The 16158-nt window shown below is 39.7% G+C and carries 18 protein-coding genes; 6 read left to right on the forward strand and 12 right to left on the reverse strand.

Going from position 1 to position 16158, the window contains the following annotated elements; genetic code table 11:
- Positions 1 to 117 precede the first annotated feature (117 nt).
- Complete coding sequence (upp, locus tag ACJZU6_RS05020) at positions 118 to 744, forward strand: uracil phosphoribosyltransferase (protein WP_061000219.1); 627 nt, start codon at positions 118 to 120, stop codon at positions 742 to 744.
- 93 nt (positions 745 to 837) lie between these two features.
- Here the strand turns inward: upp and ACJZU6_RS05025 are convergent, their stop codons facing one another.
- A complete protein-coding gene (locus ACJZU6_RS05025) occupies positions 838 to 2085 on the reverse strand; it encodes a uracil-xanthine permease family protein (protein WP_080158137.1) in 1248 nt (415 codons plus the stop codon).
- A gap of 276 nt (positions 2086 to 2361) precedes the next feature.
- On the opposite strand from ACJZU6_RS05025, the gene ACJZU6_RS05030 reads away from it, so the two are divergent.
- Positions 2362 to 3519 carry a DUF2066 domain-containing protein gene (locus ACJZU6_RS05030; RefSeq protein ID WP_408900729.1) on the forward strand — a complete coding sequence of 386 codons (1158 nt, stop codon included), beginning with the start codon at positions 2362 to 2364 and terminating at the stop codon, positions 3517 to 3519.
- Positions 3520 to 3615: 96 nt separating this feature from the next.
- On the opposite strand, the gene ACJZU6_RS05035 is transcribed toward ACJZU6_RS05030, so the two are convergent.
- Genes ACJZU6_RS05035 through ACJZU6_RS05050 form a run of 4 tightly spaced genes read right to left on the reverse strand, consistent with a single transcriptional unit; the run spans position 3616 to position 6483 of the window.
- Positions 3616 to 4038 carry a DUF2069 domain-containing protein gene (locus ACJZU6_RS05035; protein ID WP_107277075.1) on the reverse strand — a complete coding sequence of 141 codons (423 nt, stop codon included), beginning with the start codon at positions 4036 to 4038 and terminating at the stop codon, positions 3616 to 3618.
- A gap of 14 nt (positions 4039 to 4052) precedes the next feature.
- Entirely contained in the window at positions 4053 to 4634 is a 582-nt protein-coding gene (gene wrbA, locus ACJZU6_RS05040; protein ID WP_408900730.1) for an NAD(P)H:quinone oxidoreductase, read from the reverse strand.
- A complete protein-coding gene (arsC, locus tag ACJZU6_RS05045) occupies positions 4634 to 4990 on the reverse strand; it encodes an arsenate reductase (glutaredoxin) (protein WP_408900731.1) in 357 nt (118 codons plus the stop codon). Before arsC ends, wrbA begins: the two co-directional genes overlap by 1 nt.
- 29 nt (positions 4991 to 5019) lie before the next feature.
- A complete protein-coding gene (locus tag ACJZU6_RS05050; RefSeq protein WP_408900732.1) occupies positions 5020 to 6483 on the reverse strand; it encodes a M48 family metalloprotease in 1464 nt (487 codons plus the stop codon).
- Positions 6484 to 6646: 163 nt separating this feature from the next.
- Here ACJZU6_RS05050 and ACJZU6_RS05055 point away from each other — a divergent pair, with 163 nt between their 5' ends.
- Both ACJZU6_RS05055 and ACJZU6_RS05060 read left to right on the forward strand, forming a co-directional pair.
- Complete coding sequence (locus ACJZU6_RS05055; RefSeq protein ID WP_235865941.1) at positions 6647 to 6901, forward strand: sulfurtransferase TusA family protein; 255 nt, start codon at positions 6647 to 6649, stop codon at positions 6899 to 6901.
- A 5-nt stretch (positions 6902 to 6906) separates the two neighbouring features.
- Complete coding sequence (locus ACJZU6_RS05060; RefSeq protein ID WP_080158131.1) at positions 6907 to 7977, forward strand: AI-2E family transporter; 1071 nt, start codon at positions 6907 to 6909, stop codon at positions 7975 to 7977.
- Positions 7978 to 8053: 76 nt separating this feature from the next.
- Here ACJZU6_RS05060 and bcp read toward each other — a convergent pair whose 3' ends face one another.
- Both bcp and ACJZU6_RS05070 read right to left on the reverse strand, forming a co-directional pair.
- Entirely contained in the window at positions 8054 to 8518 is a 465-nt protein-coding gene (gene bcp / locus ACJZU6_RS05065) for a thioredoxin-dependent thiol peroxidase (protein WP_080158130.1), read from the reverse strand.
- Positions 8519 to 8594: 76 nt separating this feature from the next.
- Entirely contained in the window at positions 8595 to 9131 is a 537-nt protein-coding gene (locus ACJZU6_RS05070) for an ACT domain-containing protein (RefSeq protein ID WP_080158129.1), read from the reverse strand.
- A gap of 359 nt (positions 9132 to 9490) precedes the next feature.
- Here ACJZU6_RS05070 and dapA point away from each other — a divergent pair, with 359 nt between their 5' ends.
- Both dapA and bamC read left to right on the forward strand, forming a co-directional pair.
- Positions 9491 to 10369 (forward strand): 4-hydroxy-tetrahydrodipicolinate synthase, encoded by an 879-nt coding sequence (gene dapA / locus ACJZU6_RS05075; protein WP_080158128.1) that lies wholly within the window; start codon positions 9491 to 9493, stop codon positions 10367 to 10369.
- A gap of 51 nt (positions 10370 to 10420) precedes the next feature.
- Entirely contained in the window at positions 10421 to 11431 is a 1011-nt protein-coding gene (gene bamC / locus ACJZU6_RS05080; RefSeq protein WP_080158127.1) for an outer membrane protein assembly factor BamC, read from the forward strand.
- Positions 11432 to 11517: 86 nt separating this feature from the next.
- Here the strand turns inward: bamC and lipA are convergent, their stop codons facing one another.
- The 5 genes from lipA to ACJZU6_RS05105 all read right to left on the reverse strand — a co-directional run bounded on the left by lipA (position 11518) and on the right by ACJZU6_RS05105 (position 16155).
- Positions 11518 to 12489: a lipoyl synthase gene (gene lipA / locus ACJZU6_RS05085; RefSeq protein ID WP_080158126.1), complete on the reverse strand. Its 972-nt coding sequence runs from the start codon at positions 12487 to 12489 to the stop codon at positions 11518 to 11520.
- The gene (gene lipB, locus ACJZU6_RS05090) at positions 12486 to 13136 is read right to left on the reverse strand and encodes a lipoyl(octanoyl) transferase LipB (protein ID WP_080158125.1); all 651 of its coding nucleotides are present in this window, start codon (positions 13134 to 13136) and stop codon (positions 12486 to 12488) included. The genes lipA and lipB overlap by 4 nt, the downstream gene beginning before the upstream one ends.
- Positions 13137 to 13371: 235 nt before the next feature.
- Positions 13372 to 13653 (reverse strand): DUF493 family protein YbeD, encoded by a 282-nt coding sequence (gene ybeD, locus ACJZU6_RS05095; protein WP_061000189.1) that lies wholly within the window; start codon positions 13651 to 13653, stop codon positions 13372 to 13374.
- 209 nt (positions 13654 to 13862) lie between these two features.
- Positions 13863 to 15035: a serine hydrolase gene (locus ACJZU6_RS05100; RefSeq protein WP_080158124.1), complete on the reverse strand. Its 1173-nt coding sequence runs from the start codon at positions 15033 to 15035 to the stop codon at positions 13863 to 13865.
- A 229-nt stretch (positions 15036 to 15264) separates the two neighbouring features.
- Complete coding sequence (locus tag ACJZU6_RS05105; protein ID WP_080158123.1) at positions 15265 to 16155, reverse strand: septal ring lytic transglycosylase RlpA family protein; 891 nt, start codon at positions 16153 to 16155, stop codon at positions 15265 to 15267.
- Positions 16156 to 16158 lie beyond the last annotated feature (3 nt).

Raw genomic sequence — 16158 nt, forward strand, 5'->3', positions numbered from 1 at the left:
TGTTGTAGCAATTAAATTTTAATCAATTACGCATTTGAGACTATCGGCAATCGATTGGCTTGGTATATAATGCTGCGATTTTTTTATTTTTTTATAATTTAGTTCCCAGGAGTCGAGATGAAAGTCGTTGAGGTGAAACACCCACTGGTTAAACATAAGATTGGTCTTATGCGTGAAGGTGATATTAGCACTAAGCGTTTTCGTGAATTGGCCACCGAAGTTGGCAGCCTACTAACGTATGAAGCGACTTCAGACTTCGAAACAGAAAAAGTGATGATTGAAGGCTGGAATGGCCCAGTAGAAATCGATCAACTAAAAGGTAAAAAAGTGACTGTAGTGCCAATTCTTCGTGCGGGTTTAGGCATGATGGACGGTGTATTAGAGCATATGCCAAGTGCACGTATTAGTGTTGTTGGTATCTACCGTGATGAAGAAACACTAGAGCCTGTACCTTACTTTAATAAATTAGCCTCAAACATTGATGAGCGTATTGCACTTGTTGTTGATCCAATGCTAGCAACTGGCGGTTCAATGATTGCAACGCTTGATCTATTAAAAGAACATGGTTGTACTCAATTTAAGGTATTGGTACTTGTTGCGGCACCTGAAGGTATTGCAGCACTAGAAAAAGCACACCCAGATGTAGAGCTATACACTGCGGCTATTGATGAGAAGCTAAATGACAAGGGATATATTGTTCCTGGTCTTGGCGATGCTGGTGATAAAATCTTTGGTACTAAATAATTTTAGTATTGATTATCGCTGATATAAAAAAACCGGACTGATATGTCCGGTTTTTTATTTAGGGTAATAAATTATAAATAATAACGACAGTCATTACAGATGCTCAGTATCTTCCACTTGCATACTGGTTGCATCTTCACCTAAATCATGCGGTAAAATCAGGTTTAATAAAATAGCGACTATGCCACAAAGGCTAATGCCTTGAAGACTAAATTCACCAATACCAAATGCCATGCCACCAATACCAAATACAAGTGTTACTGCAACAATAACTAAGTTTCTTGGTTTATGAAGATTAACTTGATGAGTAATTAAAGTATTAAGACCAACCGTTGCGATTGAGCCAAATAATAAAATCATAATACCGCCCATCACAGGCACTGGAATTGTTTGCAATATAGCGCCCAGTTTTCCGACAAACGCTAATACAATGGCCGTAACCGCTGCCCATGTCATAATCACAGGATTAAAGGCTTTGGTTAACATAACGGCACCAGTCACTTCTGAATAGGTTGTGTTTGGTGGTGCGCCCATTAATGATGCTGCAATCGTTGCTATACCATCACCAGCCATTGTACGGTGAAGCCCGGGCTTTTTAAGATAATCTTTACCGGTTACGTTGGATATTGCGAGCATATCACCGACATGTTCTACCGCCGGTGCAATCGCTACGGGAATCATAAATAGTACGGCATTAAGATTAAATTCTGGAAAAGTGAAATTTGGCATTGCCAGCCAACTTGCTTGAATAACTGGTGTGAAATCAACAACGCCAAAGCCAAGACTGGTAATGTAACCGGCTGTGATACCTCCGACAATTGGTACTAATTTTAAAATCCCTTTAGCAAACACACTTAAACTGATTGTTACAATCAGAGAAATAGCAGAAATCCATAATGCAACATCATGAGCGACAAGCTGTACGTCACCGCCACCCGTTTTACCTACCGCCATATTGACAGCAGCAGGAGCTAAGCCTAGACCAATTACCATGATGACCGGGCCCACAACAACGGGAGGTAATAGACGGTGTATAAAGCCGACCCCTCTAATTTTAATAATGCATCCCATAATGACATACACGACACCTGCCATCATTAATCCGCCCATAGTGCTTGCAACGCCCCATGTTTGAATGCCATACATCATTGGAGCAATAAAGGCGAAAGATGAGGCTAAAAAAATGGGAACAGAACGTTTAGTGACGATCTGAAATAATAGTGTGCCAGCACCTGCGCCAAATAAGGCAACATTAGGATCAAGTCCAGTTAATAACGGAACCAGAACTAATGCTCCAAATGCTACAAATAACATTTGCGCACCTTGAAGAACCTGCATCATGATATTCATCTCTGAGTAAAAAAAAATCGCGTGATCCTAGCATGGAAGCAAACGATAACCTAGATGAATGAAAGATAAAAAATGCTTATGATTGTGTGAATTTAGAACGAATGGCGTTTTCTTTGCATGGGAAGAGTTATTAGGCAGTTTAAAATGTGAGTTATAGAATCATATTCTCGAATTTGTCGAGTGAATTATTCACACTCTGCGCTATGATACGGCACCAATGGTGAAACCTGTTGTCTGCTTTAATAGGTCTATTTTTTTGAGTTAACCATGAGTCTTACTATGTTGCGATTTGCATTATTATTTTTAGCCGTATTGGCTTTGCCAGTACAAGCTGTGACGGTGAATGATCTTTATCAAACCCAAGTTACTTTGATTGGGAATGATCAACAAGCAGATCAAGCTGCTCGCGAACAAGGATTAGCGAATGTGTTGGTGAAAATATCAGGTAATACTGATGTTCTTGATAACGCAGCAATTAAAACCGCGATTACTAACAGTGGTCACTATATTAGTCAGTTTGGTTACAGCCAAGTGAATGGTCAGCGGGCCATTGATTTAAGTTTTGATAAACACCAAATTAAGCAATTGCTGATTAAATCAAAAGCAAGTATTTGGAAAGATCAACGTCCAAATATTTTAGTATGGATGGTTGATAGCGATGGTCAACAACGTAATATTTTGTGGGATCAATCAACTAATGGGTTGGTGAACGACACCAAACAAGCGGCGGACAGTCGAGGTTTACCATTAACGTTCCCTGTTGGTGACATGACTGATGCAACAGCGGTCAATGCGTCAGATTTATGGGGTGATTTTATTGATCCTATTGCCTCTGCTAGCGCACATTATAATGCTGATGGATTATTGCTGGTTAAAGCACAACAACAGCCTGACGGAAATGTTAGCTTAAATTGGCAGTTTTACCCACAACAGCCAAGCAAAATAGCAACGACAGAGACACAACCGATTAGTGGCACAACATCGGGTACATTAGCGCAGACGTCAACTAAGATGATTAATCAAGTGACTGATTATCTAGCTAAGAAATATGCCGTTGTTTTAGGTGGCGCAGCGGGGGGGAATATTAATATTGAAGTTGATAATATTCACTCAACAGAAAACTTTTTTGCATTAGAAAAAATGCTCAATGGTTTAACGACAGTGCACAGCGCGAATGCCATGAGAATTAAAGGCAATAGTGTTATTTTTCAATTGAATCTTCAAGGTTCTGAGCAGGCGTTCCATCAAGAAATTAGCCACGATGATCAAATTCGTCAAACTCAATCTGGTGTAGCTTTTGCGGCTGACCCTGCGGTATCAACACCAGTAACAGCAACTTCGACAGCGGCAACTACACCGTCTTCTGTGCCTGCAGTGAGCGTATTAACAGTAACACCACAAAATATTTATTATTGGAATAGCTGATAGCGTCGCATTATAACAATAGCGTGATCGTTAAATCTAAGCCTCGGTAATGATACCGAGGCTTTTTTTGATATTTTTAGCGGTGACGGCAGTTAATTAATCGTTATAACGGGTTCGCTCTTCACGCTCAACTAGTGATAATCGTTTTAATTTTATGCCTAGCTCTTTAGCGCGTAAACGTGCAAACAGAATGTTACTAACAAAGCAAACACTAACAATAATCAACTCGATGATAGCTAATCCTTGTTCTCCATCATTGAGGGTGATAAGCGTAACGGCATGCAGAACATAAAACAGTAAAATAAAATTTGCCCACGCATGGGTATAAGGTTTTGCTGCCAGCATTCCGAGTAAGGGGAATAATAAGGGGATGACCCATAATGCGGTAATGATGAGGGCTGATAATTGAGGATGAGGCGATAACAATAATTGCCATAGGCCAATAAAAATAATCAAACTACAATGACTGAATAATGCAGTTTGACGACAGAAATAGGTCAATCGTTGCATTTTGGGCATGAAGATTCCTTTTCTTAGCCGTTTAATTTACATGCTGTGGTTGCTAAACGCCGTCCAATGGCTTGAGCAAGTGCTATTTCATCTGGGTGTAATTGTTTATTTGTGCCGTTATTAACATGCGATGCGCCATAAGGTGTACCTCCATGGTGCGTTGTATGTAATAACGGTTCAGAGTAGGGAATACCAACAATTAGCATTCCATGATGTAACAACGGTAACATCATAGATTGTAGCGTTGTTTCTTGTCCCCCGTGTAATGATGACGATGAGGTAAACACACAGGCAGGCTTACCAATTAATGTACCTGATAGCCATTCAGCACTGGTACTGTCTAAAAAGTGCTTGAGTGGCGCTGCCATATTGCCAAATCTAACCGGACTTCCCATCGCCATGGCTGCACACTGCTTGAGATCATCATGACTGACAATGGGGTCTGACGCTGTTGTTAGCTGTGATGTGGCTGCTGTTGAAATGTCAGCCACGGTTCTTAGTACTGCTTCACAATCTGTTATTTGCTCAATACCACGGCCAATATGACGTGCTAATTGACGCGTATTGCCATGAAGACTGTAATAGAGCACTAAGATTTTAGTCATTATAAAATACTCAATACATGCTCAGGTGGACGGCCCATTGCTGCTTTATCATTGTCACTGTTAACCACAATCGGACGTTCAAGTAATTTAGGGCATGACACTATTGCTTCAAATAAAGTGTGATCCGTGAGTGTTTCCACATCGAGTTGTTGTTCTTTATATTGTTGTTCTTTAGTACGCATCATTTTACGGACATTGTTATAGCCAAGTTGGCGGTAAAGCTGTTGAAGTTGTTCAATTGTCAGTGGTGTATCTAAGTAATGAATTACTGTGGGAGTGATACCTTGCTCTGTCAGTATGGCTAATGTTTCGCGGCTTTTTGAACAACGTGGATTGTGATAAATAGTGATGGTCATAATAAATTCCTTATAAATAAAAAGAGCCACTAAAAAGAAGAACGTAAAGCTTCAAATTTGGCTTGTTGAAGGCGAAGTTGATCCAATCGTGCATCATAACGTGCTTGATCAAGAGAGCCTAGTTTTGCTCGTTGCGCCGCTTGAGTGTAGTTGCTAATTGCTAGCCCCCATTGAGCTCGTAATGCTGCTAATTCTCCCATCGCTGCTAATTCACCATCTCGTTGATTCTGTTTAGCATAATTTTGCGCTAATAATGCCCAGCCATTAATATCATTGGGATGTTGATAGCTATAGCGGTTCAATATTTTAATGCTTTGTTGATAACGTTGAGCTTCAAATAAGGCATTAGCTAAATTTAACTGTAATACGCTACTTTCTGGTTGATATTGTAAGGCACTTTCTAAACGGTTTATCGCTTTGTCATAGTGTTTTTGGTAGAGATTTAAATCTGTAACGGCATCTATGTAAAAAGCATTATTTGGCTCAGCTGCAAGGAGTGGCAATAATAATTGCTGGGCTTTAGCGTATTGACCACTATCAAGATAAACCAATCCTTTACCATAGTTCAGTTCTTTACGTTGATTAACTGGCGTCTTTTTAAGTTCAGCGTTAAACCAGTTTAAGGCTGATGTTTGGCTAAAACCGACATAGCGAGCCACCATTCGTGATTTTGCTAATAGGTAGCGTTCTGAAGGCGGTAATCTTACCACTGAATAGTTATTAGCACGTAAGCGACTGTCAGTTATACGTGATTCAGGTAATGGGTGGCTGAGTAACATTGCTGGTAGTTTAGTGGTATAGCGGTATTGTTCAGCTAACCGTTCAAAAAAATGTGGCATGGCTTGTGGATTAAATCCAGCCTTAGCGAGGGTGGATATGCCAATGCGATCCGCTTCTTTTTCATTACTACGGGTGTGATTTAACATACCTTGCATTGAGATGGCAGTGGTTGCATGGAGTGCTGCTATTCCTGCTTCTGGTGCTGCAATTGTTAATAGTAGCGAGCCTAGCATTGCTGCCATTGTTGCTGGATTTTTTTTCGCTTGATCTTCTAATGAACGTGCAAGGTGACGTTGGGTGACGTGAGCAATTTCATGTGCGATAACTGAGGCGAGTTCACTTTCAGTTTTGGCATGTAAAAATAATCCTGAGTGAATACCAATATTGCCACCAAAGAGTGCGAAGGCATTGATCTCATAATTTTTAATTAAGAAAAAATTAAATGGGGTTTTAACACCGTCAGCATTAGCGGCTAATTTATGCCCAAGATCTTGAATATACTCTGTTAATACGGGGTCATTAATAATAGGACGACTGGCACGCATCATACGCATGTACATCTCACCATATTCAATTTCTTTATCAATAGTGAGGGTTGATGCTGCTGTGGTACCAATATCAGGCAAAGAGGCATTATTCGCTATAGCTGGCAAGCTTGTTGTTAGCAAGGCTGACAGTAAGAGATAAGTTGGTGCTTTAGCAAATTGGAACATATAAGTAATACAACCACCATGTCGATTAATATGGGATAACGGGGTAATTATCGATAACCTTCTGCGTTGTTATGACAGCGAATTTTAGCTTAGGTTCGCTATTGTTATATTTCGTCTTGTGGTTATCTCGCTTATTCCTTGCGGTTAAGGTTACAATACGATAATGGATAATCACTGTCACGCAATTGGAATGGAAATCCTAACACTTGATCTCATGGCTCACCGTTGTCCATTAGCATTATTGATGGTAAAGCGAGAATGTCGCGATTTATTGTCGACCCAGAAACTTGAAATTAAGGTTTTAGCCGACGGCACTCAAATGGATATTATTCGTTATTTAAAAAACAATGGATTTATTCTTGATATACAGGCTGAAAATACCTATCAGCTGGTTATTATTGTGAAAAAAGGACTGTAATTTTCATGCTGCATATGTTTAAAAATTGGTATCAGCGCCGATTCTCTGATCCTCATGCTGTGAGTTTAATGATCATTTTAGCCGGTGCTTTTTTAACCTTGTATTTCTTTGGTGGGTTAATCACGCCATTGTTGGTTGCGATTGTGTTAGCGTATCTGCTTGAATCACCTGTTGCTCGCCTTACTCAATGGGGCTTACCGCGAACAATTTCCGTTGCTATCGTGCTGATTATCTTTGCTGGATTAATGGTATTGGCTTTATTTGGTTTAGTACCCACTATCTGGCATCAAATTACCAATTTAAGTGCTGATGTACCAAAAATGTTTAATGATTTACAGGTTTATGTCTCAAGTTTACCTGAACGTTATCCTGATTTTGTACAGCCACACCAAGTGACAGTATTAACCGATACTTTACGTGAAAAAGTATTAGCCGTTGGCGGCAGTGTCGTTAAAGGATCTCTTTCTTCATTAGTGAGCTTAGCTACTCTTGGTGTCTATTTGATTTTAGTGCCATTATTAATATTCTTTTTATTGAAAGATAAAGACACGATTTTACGTTCATTTATTGACGTTTTACCGAGTAATCGTCGTTTAGCGAGTAAAGTGAGTGCTGAGATGAATCAGCAAATCTCTAATTATATTCGTGGCAAAGTGATTGAAATTTTTATTGTTGGTATCGCCAGTTATATCGTGTTTATGGTGATGGGGCTTCAATATGCAGCCTTACTTGGTGTGTTAGTCGGCTTATCCGTTTTAATTCCTTATATCGGTGCCGCTGCCGTTACAATACCTGTTGCGATGGTTGGTTTATTCCAATGGGGATGGACACCTGAGTTCTGGTGGTTACTTGCAGCATACGGTATTGTTCAAGCATTAGATGGTAATGTTTTAGTCCCCGTGCTGTTTTCTGAGGCGGTTAATTTACACCCTGTGGCAATTATAGTTGCAGTGTTGGTGTTTGGTGGTCTGTGGGGATTCTGGGGCGTCTTCTTTGCGATTCCATTAGCAACTTTAGTCAAAGCTGTGTGGGGCGCATTAGTAATGAAAGAAACTGTCCCACCAGTGAGTTATTAAAACGGCTTGATACAAATAACCATAAATAAAAAAGGCCTTGATTGGCCTTTTTTATTTAAGGAGCGTTATAACAATATTACTGATTAAGGTAATCCAACACTACTTGATGATGATCTTTGGTTTTAAATTTATTAAATACGTGCTCAATTTTGCCATGCTCATCAATTAAGAAGCTGATGCGGTGCAAACCATCGTACACTTTACCCATGAACTTTTTCTCACCCCAAACACCAAATTGATCAGCCACTGCATGATCTTCATCTGATAATAAGGTGAAGTTAAGATTGTCTCGTTCAATAAATTTAGGTAACCGCTTAACGGGATCAATACTGATGCCTAAAACAACCACGTTATGTGCATCGAGTTCGGCTTTGCTATCACGTAAGCCACAAGCTTGAACCGTACAGCCAGGTGTCATTGCTTTAGGATAGAAATAAGCCAATACTTTCTTACCCGCAAAGTCACGTAAACTGATGGGCTGGTTATCTTGGTTAAGTAAGGTAAAAGCGGGGGCGAGCATTCCCGGTGTTAATGTATTCATGCAGCGGTCCTTATTAATAAGTTATAAACACAAATTTAAATGTGTTGTTATGGTGGACTGTTGAAAGAGAATAATATCAGTGATGACCTATAAAGTTGACTGTGCCGTGAGCATTGAGCTGCTTACAGAGTGCTTCATATTCTTCTTGTAGACTCATTAAATTACAATCTTCAGGTAAATTAGTACTGATTTGAAGGACTAATTTATTGTCGATATCATCATGGCCATTTTCAATCGTATTGGCACTCAGGGTTGAAATATCAATCTTGCGACTCGCAATAAAATGCGTGAAATGCTTAATCAACCCTGGGCTATCTTTTGCTTCAATATGAAAATCAGCCGTGTATGGAAAGAAACGAGAAATATGTTTATTGGTGCGTTTCATTACCGTGATTAAGTCGTGTTCTTGGCCTTTAAGGGGCAATGTAGACTCGATTCTTGAGATCGCATTGCTATTGCCTGAAAGTAACATAATCAGGGTGAATTCTGAGCCAAAAAGAGCAATTCGACTATCAATGATATTACAGCCACTGTTTGCGACAAGATGGGTTATCTCATCGGTGATACCTGGGCGGTCAGTACCTACAGCTGTTATTACGAGGTAATGTTCCATATTTAGCGCCATATTTTCGTGATCATTACTAGCATGTTAGCACAGACTCATTATTCCAATGAGTGCAATTCACCATCAATAATCACAAAATTTTTTATTATAATTGTAGGGTTAACAATAATAATGACTCAAAAAAAACATTTTTAGGGATAAGATACGTAAAACATTGCTGATGGGCTTAACATGAATACGATAAAGCGCGTCAGTTAACGGTTTTCAGTCACCCTTTGCTTGAGTTTATAGCCATGCAAAAGTACCATGACTTATTAACTAGCTATATACCGTAACCATTTTTAATGATTGGTTGTTAATGTTGTTAGTTTAGAATTGTTACGATATATAAAACAGGGGAGACAGACATGTTTTCAGGAAGCATGGTAGCACTATTAACACCATTTGATCCTTCAGGCGAAGTTGATTATATCGGCCTTAAGAAATTGGTCGATTACCACATTGCAGCAGGTACAACTGCAATTATTGCCGTGGGAACAACAGGTGAATCAACAACACTAACCGTTGACGAACACATTAAAGTTGTTTTAAAAACATTAGAGTATGTTGATGGGCGTATTCCTGTTATTGCAGGTACGGGTGCAAATGCAACCCATGAAGCAATAACCATTACTAAACTGTTTTCTGGTACGGGAATTGCTGCCTGTTTAAGTGTGACACCATACTATAATAAACCAACCCAAGAAGGTTTATACCAACACTATAAAGCCATTGCTGAATCGACGGATATACCACAAATCTTATATAATGTACCGGGTCGTACTGCGGTTGATTTATTGCCTGAAACTGTTGCTCGTTTAGCAAAACTTGACAACATTATTGGTATTAAAGACGCAACCGGTGATATTACTCGCGTTAAAAAAACACGGGAACTTTGTGGCGCAGATTTTATCCAACTAAGCGGTGATGATGCAACTGCGGTTGATTTTGTTGCTGAAGGTGGTCATGGCGTTATTTCTGTTACTGCAAATATTGTTGCAGCAGAAATGGCGACAATGTTTAACCTTGCTTTAGAAGGTAACATTGATGCGGCTCAAGAGATCAATCAACGTTTAATGCCGTTACACACCAAACTGTTTGTTGAAGCTAACCCGATTCCCGTTAAGTGGGCTGCTCATCAAATGGGGTTAATTGAACACGATAACTTACGACTTCCGCTTACTGTTTTAAGCGAATCACAGCAGCCTGTTGTTAAACAAGCACTTATTGATGCTAACGTATTATAATACGTAGTTATTCATTCGTGGTTGTAACAATCTAGGAGCGCAGGAGCATAAATGAATTATAAATACCGGCTAGCATTAGCCGCCGTCGTAGTGACAACGATTACCGCATGTTCTAGTGGTACGGATAGTCGTCGACAGGCAGCGCAAGATTTTAATTATCTTAATACGCCATCGCTTGAGAGTTGGACGTTGCCGGCAGGGGCTCAACCCTTTAGTAATACTAACTATGCGATCCCGCAACAGGTTTATAAAGGCGAAGTGGGCACTAAGGTTGATATTCGTCCACCACTACAAGTGCTAGAATTGATTCCAGGAGTCACTTCTGCGATTGATCAACAAGGCGTAACCTTGTTTATGCCATCGTCAAATGATCTGATGAAGATCTGGCGTGTGACACAAAAGCTGATCACAGATAATAATGTCGGTATTATAAAACAAAGCGCTGATCGTATTGATACTGATTGGGTTTCTTGGACTAATGATGACGAAGATACCAAGATCAGTAGCCGTTACACGATAGAAAAAACGCCTAACATTAATAGCTACCGTATTACGCTAACTGATTGGCGTGAAAATGGTGATGTGAAACCAGTTAGTACAGATAATAAGCGTCGCTACAGCATTTTAATGACCAATTTAGTGATGTCTAAGTACGACAATATGGCTCGTGAGCAAGCGCGTTTAGCGGCAGCTGAGCAATTGAAAAACATTCCAGTAGTAATGGGAACCGATCGTAGTGGTTTACCGATTATTATTGCGCGTGCGTCGTATGAAGATATGTGGGAACGCTTACCTGCAATGCTACAACAGTTAGGCTTTACTATTGAAGATCGTAATCGTTCACAAGGTCTAATTGAAGTTAAATACCGTCAACCTGATGATGCGTTTTGGACTCAGTTAGGTACGAAGCCGATGAATTTAACCAATGACAAATATCGTATTTTAGTTGGTGATCTAGGTAATCGTACATCATTGAACATTACTGATAACGAAGGTAAGCCAGTAACAGTTTCTGTATTAGATTCTATTGCTCCTGTATTTGGCGCTGCTTTTGCTAAATAATTAACCTTGTGGTTTAGTTGTTAAAAAACCGCTTTAGTGCAGACTAAAGCGGTTTTTTTATGGAAATTAATGAACGAATTAATTCATTATTTAATTTCGACACCTTGAGCTTGTAAGTCGGCATGGTAAGACGAACGTACAAATGGACCACAAGCCGCATGTGTAAAACCAAGATCAAGTGCAATTTGTTTTAGCTCGTCAAACTCTTCAGGCGGCACGTAACGTTCAACCGGTAAGTGATGACGACTTGGTGCAAGGTATTGACCAAGGGTTAGCATAGTAACGCCATGAGCGCGCAAATCTTTTAGAACTTGAATTATTTCTTCTTTGGTTTCACCCAGTCCCATCATAACGCCTGATTTTGTTGGTACTGTTGGGTGGATTTCTTTAAATTTCTTTAATAAATCCAATGACCATTGATAGTTTGCTCCAGGACGTGCCTTACGGTATAAGCGTGGTGCAGTTTCTAGGTTATGGTTAAATACATCTGGCGCTGTATCTTGAAAAATATCCAGTGCGCGATCCATACGACCACGGAAATCAGGCACTAGGGTTTCAATATGAATTTGTGGGCTTTTAGCTCTAATGGCATTAATACAATCAACAAAATGTTGTGCGCCACCATCACGAAGATCATCACGGTCTACAGATGTTACAACCACATAGCGTAATTTCATATCCGCAATGGTTTGAGCTAAATGACTTGGCTCTTCAGCATTAGGTGCTAATGGACGACCATGGGCAACATCACAAAACGGGCAACGGCGTGTACAAATGGCACCTAAAATCATAAAGGTAGCGGTGCCATGGTTAAAACACTCAGCCAAATTTGGGCATGATGCTTCTTCACAAACAGAATGCAGGTTATTTTTGCGTAGGGCTGATTTTATTTCTTGAATGCGCTTACTGTCAGATGGCAGTTTTATTTTCATCCATGAAGGCTTACGTAACACGTCTTTGGGTGCTTCTTCTTGGGCTACATTACGTACCGGAATTAATGCCATTTTATCTGCATCACGGTATTTAACGCCTTGTTCAATTTTAATTGGTTTGCTCATAGTTGATTGCTTTCCGTCATCCACTCGACTTGTGAGTAGTCGAGTAATTTTGTTAATTCTTCAATGAGTACCGGCTGAACTTCCATCAGTTCACTCGGGCCGTTTAATGATGCTGTTTGCGTCATTTCCATTCCAGCGTAGCCACAAGGGTTGATACGTTGGAATGGGGCCAAATCCATATTTATATTAAGTGCCAGACCATGAAAAGAGCAGCCGCGTCTGATGCGTAATCCTAATGAACATATCTTGCGATTGTCGACATAGACACCTGGTGCATCAGGGCGAGCATTAGATGTAATCCCAAATTGAGATAGTGTATTTATAATTGTGTTTTCGATGTGGCTGACTAGGTCACGAACACTGAGTTTTTTTCTGCGTAAGTTAATCAATATATAAGCAACTTGCTGACCTGGACCATGATATGTCACCTGACCTCCACGATCACTTTGGACGACGGGAATTTCACCTGTGTTGAGTAGATGTTCTTCCTTGCCAGCTTGACCTTGAGTAAAGACGGGGTGATGTTCAACCAACCATACTTCATCGACTGAGTTATCAGTGCGGTCATTGGTGAATTGATGCATAGCATCAAAGGTGGTTTGGTAATCACAACGGCCCATATTTCTAATAATAAGAGATTTTTGCAAATTTGTGCCTATTTATTGATATAACGCAAAGCGCCATTTACTGGCTGTGAACCAGACCATTATACCTAAACTGTTCAAAGATGCATGATTAACCCGTTATTCAGGGCTTATTAATAGTTTTAAGAGTTATGTGGTGAAGTGAAAATAGAGGAAAAATAGCAAGAAATGCGTAAAAAGAAGGGGGGGGGGATAAAAAAGAATGGCGACTTATAAGAAGCCGCCATCTGACTTGCTATTATAGAACAACACGCACGATATCGATCGCGCCAAGTTCTTTATATAGTGTTTCAATCTGTTCAATATTAGTAGCATTAACCGTTACAGAGACTGCGGTATAAGTCCCTTTACTGCTTGGCTTTGTCGTTGGAACGTAATCACCAGGGATTGTTTTTTGAATAACTTCAACAACACGATCAGCCAATTCTGGCTTATTCTCACCCATAACTTTAAAGGCAAAGCTACAAGGGAATTCAAGTAGATCTTTAAGTTTTGGTTGCTCTTTATTTAAATCTTGCATAATAGAACTCCAAGGTTCAGGTTTCTCTGGCTTTACACCGTGGTATAGATCACAAATCACGGTAATATGCAGGCATCTTAATGCGTCAGTAGTTGGAAAACAAGGTTGTGATTATCTTGGTTATTGGAAAATGTGTATGCAAGCTTGAAAAGCAAAAGAAGCCGCCATTGGCCGCTTCTTTTATGAGTGTTTTTGCTTGCAATTAAGCTTTAGAACCAGCTTTGTACCAGCATTGTTACATAATCAACTAAGCGGCTAAAAAAGTTGCCTTGTTTTACTTCAGTAAGTGCCACTAAAGGGTATTGAGCAATATCAGTATCACCTAGACGGTAATAAAGCGTACCCATTACTTCGCCTTTTTGAATTGGCGCTTTTAATTCTTTAGTTAACACGAAGCTTGCTTTTAAATCTTTTGCTTGGCTACGTGGAATCGTAACGTAAGTATTTTCATTAACACCAAGATCGACTTTATCTGTATCACCCATCCAGACTTTTTCAGTCACAAATGTTTGATCTTTCTTATATGGCGTTAAGGTTGTGAAGAAACGGAAACCATAGGTTAATAGTTTCTTACTTTCAGCAAGACGCGCATGTTTACTTGCCGTTCCCATTACCACTGAAATAAGACGCATGTTGCCTTCAGTGGCAGTACTTACCAAACTGTAACCTGCATTATTAGTATGGCCTGTTTTTAGACCATCAACGTGCATGCTTTGATCCCACAATAAACCATTACGGTTGTATTGCGTGATACCGTTATAAGTAAATGATTTTTCATCGTAGATCTTAAATTCATTGGGTAAATCATGAATAAGCGCACGTGTAAGAATAGAAAGATCATAAGGGGTTGTGTACAAGTCTGGATTATCTAAACCATGAACATTAGTAAAGTGAGTCGATTTCATCTTCAGATTTTTTGCCCAGCTATTCATTAACTCAACGAATGCTTGCTGTGAACCTGCAACATGTTCAGCCATTGCAACACAGGCATCATTACCTGAATCAACAATAATACCGCGGTTAAGATCAGATACTTTTACGGTTTTACCCACTTCTAAGAACATCTTAGAAGAGCCAGGGAAGTTCTTCGCCCAAGCATTTTTACTGATAACGACATTATCGTTGGGAGAGATATTGCCATTTTTAATTTCTTGACCAATCACATAGCTGGTCATGATTTTTGTTAGGCTTGCAGGCGCTAATTTTTCATTTTGGTTATGACCAGCAATGATTTTGCCTGAGTTGTAGTCAATAAGAACATAACCTTTAGCCGCAATTTGTGGAGCTTCAGGTACTACTGCTGGTGATGCAGCAACAGTAGCTGAAGCCAGCAGAGTGGCGGAGATGGCTACAGAACGGAAAAGCACAGCTGTTTTCTTCATGATATATTTAACTTTAATTAATCTGTGGCTAAAAAGTGGGCTCACTATAACAGATAACACATTGGCAATCAGTGCCTGAACGGAAGTTTCCAAAGTTCTGACATTAGGGGATTAAGCTCAACATTGAGGCTATTGTTATAGGGTGAGGCCATAAAAAGCCTATAGTTTTATGATTTTAATAAAAAACTATAGGCAATAAGTATGATTATAAAATAACAATAAGGTTCAGTTATCGTTTTTCAGTGATCATGAATGCTTGCGGATAATGTTTATTCTTCACCTGAGCGAGCAATAAATCAGCATCTTTATGATCTAAAAATGGCCCTAATCGAATGCGGAAAACAGCTCGGTTCGCAATTTTTTCAATATCAACACTGGTGCTGTAGCGTTTTTTTACTTCACGTTGCATCTGATCCGCTTTTTGTTGGGTATTCACCGCGGCTAATTGAATAAAATATTGAATTGGAATTGGCGCTTTCTTAATTTCGGCAGTGGTTGATGGCTTCGGAATGGTAAGCACTTCAATTTTTACCGGAGCAGTACCATAGCTGATCACGCCTAATTTAGAAGCGGCTGCCATACTTAAATCAATAATACGGCCATCATGGAATGGACCGCGATCGTTCACGCGAACAATTACTGATTTATGATTTAAGGTATTTGTGACACGGACAAAGCTTGGTAATGGCAGAGTTTTGTGTGCGGCTGTCATCGCAAACATATTATACACTTCACCATTGGCTGTTTTATGGCCATGGAATTTTTCGCCATACCATGAAGCAAATCCAGTTTCGGTATACCCTTTAGGATTCTTAATAATATGGTAGCGTTTACCGCGTAAAGTGTAGTCTTTATTACCACCTCGACTATAAGCTTCGTAATGAGGGGTGACTAATTTTACTTTTGAAAAATCAGGTATGACTGTCGGTGCGCGATCATCCTTAAGAGAATAGCGTCCAGCGTTAGGATCATCAGTGTTTGGTTTGGTGACTTTGACGATTTTAATCACTTTAACAGGTTTAGCGGTTGTATCCGGTTTTGTTTGTGGCTGTTGAGTTTGTTCAGGCGAAGAACTACACCCAGCAAGGATTAGGAAAAAAACTACAAATAGTGAACGCATTTA

It is taken from the genome of Photobacterium piscicola (genome assembly GCF_046058925.1).
GTDB lineage: Bacteria > Pseudomonadota > Gammaproteobacteria > Enterobacterales > Vibrionaceae > Photobacterium > Photobacterium piscicola.

Excerpts from the sequence above, each read along its gene's own strand:
- ACJZU6_RS05055 (WP_235865941.1), top strand. The coding sequence starts at position 6,647 with ATGGATAATCACTGTCACGCAATTGGAATGGAAATCCTAACACTTGAT.
- wrbA (WP_408900730.1), bottom strand. The coding sequence starts at position 4,634 with ATGACTAAAATCTTAGTGCTCTATTACAGTCTTCATGGCAATACGCGT.
- ACJZU6_RS05060 (WP_080158131.1), top strand. The coding sequence starts at position 6,907 with ATGCTGCATATGTTTAAAAATTGGTATCAGCGCCGATTCTCTGATCCT.
- lipA (WP_080158126.1), bottom strand. The coding sequence starts at position 12,489 with ATGAGCAAACCAATTAAAATTGAACAAGGCGTTAAATACCGTGATGCA.
- upp (WP_061000219.1), top strand. The coding sequence starts at position 118 with ATGAAAGTCGTTGAGGTGAAACACCCACTGGTTAAACATAAGATTGGT.
- ACJZU6_RS05035 (WP_107277075.1), bottom strand. The coding sequence starts at position 4,038 with ATGCCCAAAATGCAACGATTGACCTATTTCTGTCGTCAAACTGCATTA.
- bamC (WP_080158127.1), top strand. The coding sequence starts at position 10,421 with ATGAATTATAAATACCGGCTAGCATTAGCCGCCGTCGTAGTGACAACG.
- ACJZU6_RS05105 (WP_080158123.1), bottom strand. The coding sequence starts at position 16,155 with ATGCGTTCACTATTTGTAGTTTTTTTCCTAATCCTTGCTGGGTGTAGT.
- arsC (WP_408900731.1), bottom strand. The coding sequence starts at position 4,990 with ATGACCATCACTATTTATCACAATCCACGTTGTTCAAAAAGCCGCGAA.
- ybeD (WP_061000189.1), bottom strand. The coding sequence starts at position 13,653 with ATGCAAGATTTAAATAAAGAGCAACCAAAACTTAAAGATCTACTTGAA.
- ACJZU6_RS05050 (WP_408900732.1), bottom strand. The coding sequence starts at position 6,483 with ATGTTCCAATTTGCTAAAGCACCAACTTATCTCTTACTGTCAGCCTTG.
- ACJZU6_RS05025 (WP_080158137.1), bottom strand. The coding sequence starts at position 2,085 with ATGATGCAGGTTCTTCAAGGTGCGCAAATGTTATTTGTAGCATTTGGA.
- ACJZU6_RS05030 (WP_408900729.1), top strand. The coding sequence starts at position 2,362 with ATGAGTCTTACTATGTTGCGATTTGCATTATTATTTTTAGCCGTATTG.
- ACJZU6_RS05100 (WP_080158124.1), bottom strand. The coding sequence starts at position 15,035 with ATGAAGAAAACAGCTGTGCTTTTCCGTTCTGTAGCCATCTCCGCCACT.
- dapA (WP_080158128.1), top strand. The coding sequence starts at position 9,491 with ATGTTTTCAGGAAGCATGGTAGCACTATTAACACCATTTGATCCTTCA.
- bcp (WP_080158130.1), bottom strand. The coding sequence starts at position 8,518 with ATGAATACATTAACACCGGGAATGCTCGCCCCCGCTTTTACCTTACTT.
- ACJZU6_RS05070 (WP_080158129.1), bottom strand. The coding sequence starts at position 9,131 with ATGGAACATTACCTCGTAATAACAGCTGTAGGTACTGACCGCCCAGGT.